The following is a 6,444-nucleotide window of genomic DNA, read 5'->3' as shown; positions in this document are numbered from 1 at the left end:
GATTTATTTCTATTACTAAAGTTAAGCACTCGTATGAGTGCTTAACATACTATAAACAATAAGATATTAGGAGGTAATATGAGAAAACAAACAGTAAATATGAAGTTGTATAAATATGATGAAGTGAAAGAAATTTTAAAACAGGCATTTACAGAAAAATTAGCATCACTTTTAAATCAAGGATATATTTTATGTTTTATCTAAAAAAATCAGAATTTTCATTAAAATTATATAGACAACGCTTTCATTATGATATATTATTTAGAATAAGGGGGAAGAAAGGGTGAATAATTATGGAATACATTTTAAATCTGCAAGAACTTAATACTAATTCTAGTCAAGAAGAAGTAGCTTTTGCTAGTTCTAATAGTCATTCATGTGCACTTTGCATTGTTAAACCTTAGTTTACGGATAAATTAATAGTTTAATTTTTAAGACAATTTCATTATTAAAATCCCCCTTTTAATTATATCGAGGTGATTATATGCATAGTATGGCAACTATAAATTTCATTGCTAATGAAAAATTTTATTTACCTATACGATTCTATAATTATGATAAAACATTTTTTAAAATTACTGAGAAAAATAATGTACATAATTGGCAAGCAATCAGGGATAGAATATTTATACAATATTCACCCAAAAAAGAAAAATTACCAGAGCATGGATGGAAAATACACGTTTCAGCATCTAAGCATAATAACAAGGAAATATTATCTATTGTATCTAAATATTGTTTTGATAATAATATCTCTTTTAAATTTTGGTTAGATGATTATATTTTTGAGCTAATGAACAACAAGAATGCTCAAAGAGGATCTTCTGGTAAATTTATGACGATATATCCAAGAAATAATGATGAATTTTTTGAGCATATAAAAGGTTTGGATATGTTACTAAAAAATTATGTTGGACCATACATACTTACAGATAGAAGATTTAATAATAATAAGGTGCTTTACTATCGTTATGGACAAATATTACCCAAAAGTAAAAGTGCTCTTATATACGGTCCAGATAATCAAATATTTGTTGATGATCGTTCTCCTGTTTTTAGAATACCTACATGGGTTAAAGATCCCTTCCCTATTTCACCTAATAATGAGCCTAAATATTTAGGAAAAAAATATAAAATAGAAAAAGCTATCAGATTCACTAATGCTGGAGGAACATATTTAGCATTGAATCTTACCAATAATGAAAAGGTTATAATAAAAGAAGCTAGACCATATACTGCAGAGTTTGGCAAAAATACTGATTCAGAAAAAATGAAAAAAAATGAATATAAACTTTTAAAATATTTTCAAACTCATTTTACAGATAATGAGTTTCCAAAGCCCATAGATATCTTTAAAGAATGGGAACACACTTATATAGTAGAAACCTATGTTCCAGGTGTAACCGTAAAGGAATATTTATTAAATAATAGTTATTTTGTAAAATCTAGACAAGGCTTAGATACTTTTAAAAATTATTTGAAAGAAATATTCATAATTATTAATAAAATAATAAAATTAATTAAAAAAGTTCATAAACATAATATATTAATTAATGATATAAGTCCAGAAAATATAATTTTGGATGAGAAGTTAAATCCTACTATTATAGATTTAGATGGAGCAATTAATCTAAATGAAGCAGGTGAAAAAATTCTAATCGGTACTAGAGGTTTTCATGATGAGAAAGATGTGAACTTATCGGTTAATCGAGATTATAAAAGCATAGGTTATTTAGCATTTAATATGTTGAGTCCAACAATAAATTTATCTACTATTGATGATAGTTTTATTGAAAGACATTTATTGTTTTTAAATAAAAAATTTAATATACCAATAGAATTTTGTAATTATATTAAAAACTTAGTATATTATGGATCTGTTAGTAATATATCTTTTATAGAAATGGAAAAGTTGATAAATAATATTAAATTTCCGGAATATTCTTTAACCTTATCAGAATTAAATATTTCAGACAAAATAATAAAAGCATACAATTTTATAGATGATAATAAAGTAGAAGACTTTGAATTAATGTTCCCTTCAAATCCATTTGCAAAAAACTATATAGGATTAGCATCTGGAACAGCAGGTGTACTTTTTTCAGTAAACAAAATAAAAAATCTTAATGCTAATATAAAAGTTGATGTTGAAAATATTAAAGAATTTTTGTTATATCAATATAATCTATATATGAATTCAGAGCAATTAGATTTTAGTTTATTAGATGGAACAGCAGGTATAATATGGACATTATTAGACTTAGATATCGAGGAACAAGAACATTCAGTAAATCCACTGATTAATTCATTATTAAAGAACGTTAAAAATTCTATTAATAATAAAGAAACAAATTTTTCAATTGAAGATGGTTTAGCAGGCAAAGCTCTTGCTTTACTGAAAAGTTATTTGATTTGTAATAATCAAGAATATTTATCTGTTGCTGAAAGAGTGTGTGACTGGATAATAGAGCAATTGTATAAAAAAGACCCTGTATATATTTCAAAAATTGGACTTAACAAGGGATATACAGGAATTGCTTTGCTTTTTTACTATATATATAAAGCTACTGGCCAAGAAAAATATTTTAATTATGGATATGAAATCTTATGTAAAGATTTATATGAATTTAAAGAAATAGAAAAATCATGGCTTTATCCGGAGGAGCGAAATAAAAAGACATCAATTTATTATCCTTATCTTTCTTCAGGTACGGCAGGGATTTTAGCTGTTTTCTTAAGGTATGTTAGTGAAAACTCTGATATTTTTGATGAAAAAATTTTAGAAAAATTAGTTAAAGGAATTGAATCACAATTCTCTGTTGATTTAAGTCTTTTTTCAGGGCTTACAGGATTAATAAATGTTCATTATGATATAAATTTCTTCATTAATGATTTTGATAGTAAAAATACATTGTCATTATTAGATAATTTGCTCTCAATATTAAAAGAAAATGAAGATAATACATTAAATTTACCAGGACAGCTTATGTATAAATACGGCTGTGATTATAGTAATGGTGGTTCAGGTTTAATTGAATTAATGAATAGATTTAATAATAATGATCGTAATTACTATGTATTTATCGACAGTTATTTTGATTAAAGGAAGTGAAATAATGACTAAAGAAGGTTTTTGGAATAAAAACTTAATTTTATATTTACTCAGTCGCGCATTTCTTGCTTTTGGTAGTAACACTTATACATTTGCAGTATCGTTTTACATTATGTATTACACTGGTTCCGCTATATATTCGTCTATTAACTTAATAATTTTTACTCTTATATCACTATTATTCTTACCAGTAGCAGGTGTGATATCAGATTCTAGAAACAAGAAAAGTATAATTATCCTGGGTGAAGCACTTGATCCTCTTATATTAATAGGATTATTAGTCTATACATACTATTTTGGATTTAATTTAATCGCTTTGTATATTACTACGGCACTAATGACGATTACAGGATCTTTTGTTGGGAATGCTTTTCAGTCAGCGATTACTGCATTATTTAATGTTGATAAAGTTCAAAAAGTATATGGATACTCGTCTATACTAACAGAATCTGCATCACTTTTAGGACCCATTATAGCAGGTGCTTTAATTGGAATTTTTTCATTTGAAATAATGATTATGATTTTTATTGTATTTAATATCATCGCATTAAGTTTTGACTTTAATTTAAAATTTAAACAACAGAATCAGATTGAGGAAAAAAACGAAGAAATTTCGAGTATAAAACAATTCTTCAAAGATGTTTCGGGTGGAATTCAATATATTAAAGAGAGTAGCATCCTTAAAATGATTATAATCTATTTATTCTTTATAAACTTTGTTACGACAACAATTAGTATATTGCCTGCTAAGATGCTCATCAATATTTTAGAACTTAATTCAACTTTAGTAGGATTTTGTTATGCGGCATTATCTGTAGGTACTATTTTAGGTGGCATGATTATTAGTACGGTGAAAGTTTTTGAAAAGCCTTTGTCGATCGCTAAAATATTTAGCATGTTATTTGCGATTATTATTGCTCTGTTACCTTTACCAATATATTTAGAGTTAAGTGATATAGGAAATACTATTTTGATTTCATTATTATTTATATTAATTACTTTATGTGTTCAATTTGTTAATACACCTATCATGAGTTACTATCAAACAACTATTGATGATTCTATGAAAGGGAGAGTATTTTCTTTAATTTCTGTTTTCTCTATGATGACAATGCCAATAGGCTTTTTCATATTTGGTTTGCTCTATGACTTGGAGTTATATTTTGTAGTCAATATATTTGCTGGTTTTTTAACATTAATTGTAACTATTTTTTTACTTAAAACTAATATTATTAATGAAGCGAATGATGATTATCAATTAGAGATAAGAAAGGAGGAGTAAAAATTAACCTTGATTTACTTAAAAGAATGCATAGTATTGAAGCAATTCAATACATATCAATGAATAATAACTATGTTATTTATACTTCATTGATTGAGGGTAAATATACTGTTAATTCTCTTAGTTTAAAGACAAAGGAAAAAAAAGCTTTATTTTCTAGTAATAAAGTAATAAAGATAATCTCTTATATAAATAAAAATAATAATTTTATATTTGAAAAAAAAGATAATGAAACTTGCAATATATATATGTATAAAGATGGTAACATTCAAAATTTAACGCCCAATCAAAATTCATATTTTTTAAAATTAAACAAAGAAGATCAAATTTTATATTTTGAGTCTAATATTAGAGATGAAAAATATATGGATGTATACAGTTTAAATTTACAAACTGGAGAAATAAAACTTCATTTTAATAATATAAATAAAGATATTATATTATCTATTTCTGATAATGGTGAAAATATTATTTTAAGTAATTTAAAAAATAGTAATTCTAAAATTAAAATTGAAAATCTAAATAATAATTCTGTAAAAATTTTAGATGATGGAGTTCCACAATTTTTTATCAAAGATTGTCTGTATATCTTAACTACAGATAATCATAATTATCAATATTTAAAAGTGATTTGTTTAAATACATTAAAAGTTAAAAAAACTTATAAGCATCATTGGGACATTATATTAGCTATAAATTCACCTTGTAATAATTATTTGTCATATATCACTAATGAGAATGGTATTTTTAGATTAAATATTTATGATTTAACAAGTAATACCGCTTTAGATATGAGTTTTTTACCTAAAGGTACAATAAAGTCTTTAAGTTTTTCTGATGATGAAAAAAATCTAGTTGTTTTAATAGAAAAGAGTAATACTCCTGGAGATCTATATAATATAAATTTAAAGAAATACAGTATTACCAAGTTAACAAATGTTACTGGAATGACTAATGATAAGAATATCTTTATTGAAGGTAATCCTATAAAATATAAAAATAAAAAAGGAATAACAATATATGGTCAACTATATTTATCGAATAAAAGCAAATCTCCATTAATAATTCTGGTTCATGGTGGCCCTGGTGGGCAATTTATTTTAAATTTTGATATATTAATTCAATTTTTATGTTTAAGTGGATATTCAGTATTTGCTATAAACCATAGAGGTAGTAGCGGTTATGGTAAAGATTATCTAAATTCAATTGATGGAGAACATGGAATTGAAGACTTAAAAGACTGTATCGAAGCTAAAGATTATTTTAAAAATAATCCAAATATAGATTTAAGTAAAGTAGGTATAATCGGAATTAGTTATGGTGCAACTTTATCGTTATCATCACTTGCCTTTTTTCCTGGCACTTTTAGATTTGCTATAAATTTATTTGGAGTTTATAATTGGTTAAATTCACTAAAAAATTTACCAGAGTCTTGGGATAACTATAAATATATTTTTTATAGAAAAATTGGCCACCCTACTGAGAATCCCGATCATTTAAAAAGAATATCTCCTTACTACCATATATCGAATATTGATAGCCCGGTTATGTTTATTTCTGGTGGTAAAGATATACGTAATAACAAAGATGATTTAAATTATATCGTAGAAAAATTAAAAAAAAGAGTACCAGTTTACCATCTTAGCTATGAAGAAGAAGGTCATGGGCTAAATGAATATAATAATATAATTGATTGCTATACAAAAATATATACTTTTATTAGAGAATATTTTAATTAATTTTAAGTATGTTATTGAATTAAGTGTTATGCTCTTAATAAGAGTGTAGCACTTTTTACTTACAGTAGTATTACGTGTTGTTACTATTAGTAAAAATTCATACTTTATTTTATAAGTACATGATAGAAATGCGAATGCATTTCTTTAATCCGTTCGTTTTCACTCAGTTTTATTTTTCGTGTTTCGATGGATATTTATTTACTTTGCATACTAGCATCTACACACTCAAAATAATAAGAGTGGTAGAAAATATTTAAATTATTTAGATGATAGACTAAACTTAAATAAAGGTACGTATAAGTTAATAAATA

5 protein-coding genes are annotated in these 6,444 nt (G+C 25.0%); all 5 read left to right on the top strand.

Going from position 1 to position 6,444, the window contains the following annotated elements; genetic code table 11:
- Positions 1 to 78 precede the first annotated feature (78 nt).
- The 5 genes from HMPREF3177_RS08670 to HMPREF3177_RS07740 all read left to right on the top strand — a co-directional run bounded on the left by HMPREF3177_RS08670 (position 79) and on the right by HMPREF3177_RS07740 (position 6,133).
- On the top strand, positions 79 to 204 hold the full coding sequence (locus HMPREF3177_RS08670) for a hypothetical protein (RefSeq protein ID WP_256374317.1): 126 nt from the start codon (positions 79 to 81) through the stop codon (positions 202 to 204).
- Between the two features lie 89 nt (positions 205 to 293).
- Positions 294 to 404, top strand: a complete 111-nt coding sequence (locus HMPREF3177_RS08730) for a class III lanthipeptide (protein WP_210388792.1) — start codon at positions 294 to 296, stop codon at positions 402 to 404.
- An 80-nt stretch (positions 405 to 484) separates the two neighbouring features.
- The gene (locus HMPREF3177_RS07750) at positions 485 to 3,103 is read left to right on the top strand and encodes a class III lanthionine synthetase LanKC N-terminal domain-containing protein (protein ID WP_070458440.1); all 2,619 of its coding nucleotides are present in this window, start codon (positions 485 to 487) and stop codon (positions 3,101 to 3,103) included.
- A 13-nt stretch (positions 3,104 to 3,116) separates the two neighbouring features.
- Entirely contained in the window at positions 3,117 to 4,394 is a 1,278-nt protein-coding gene (locus tag HMPREF3177_RS07745; RefSeq protein WP_070458437.1) for an MFS transporter, read from the top strand.
- 26 nt (positions 4,395 to 4,420) lie between these two features.
- Entirely contained in the window at positions 4,421 to 6,133 is a 1,713-nt protein-coding gene (locus HMPREF3177_RS07740) for an alpha/beta hydrolase family protein (protein WP_070458434.1), read from the top strand.
- The last annotated feature ends 311 nt before the right edge of the window (positions 6,134 to 6,444 follow it).

The organism is Nosocomiicoccus sp. HMSC09A07, assembly GCF_001808485.1.
In the GTDB taxonomy this organism is placed as follows: Bacteria; Bacillota; Bacilli; order Staphylococcales; family Salinicoccaceae; genus Nosocomiicoccus; species Nosocomiicoccus ampullae_A.
The sequence above is the reverse complement of the archived record's forward strand: the minus strand, read 5'-3'. Positions and strand labels throughout refer to the sequence as shown.

Bases quoted from the DNA above. Each gene is read 5' to 3' on its own strand.
- HMPREF3177_RS08670 (WP_256374317.1), top strand. From the start codon at position 79: ATGAGAAAACAAACAGTAAATATGAAGTTGTATAAATATGATGAAGTG.
- HMPREF3177_RS07740 (WP_070458434.1), top strand. From the start codon at position 4,421: ATGCATAGTATTGAAGCAATTCAATACATATCAATGAATAATAACTAT.
- HMPREF3177_RS07750 (WP_070458440.1), top strand. From the start codon at position 485: ATGCATAGTATGGCAACTATAAATTTCATTGCTAATGAAAAATTTTAT.
- HMPREF3177_RS07745 (WP_070458437.1), top strand. From the start codon at position 3,117: ATGACTAAAGAAGGTTTTTGGAATAAAAACTTAATTTTATATTTACTC.
- HMPREF3177_RS08730 (WP_210388792.1), top strand. From the start codon at position 294: ATGGAATACATTTTAAATCTGCAAGAACTTAATACTAATTCTAGTCAA.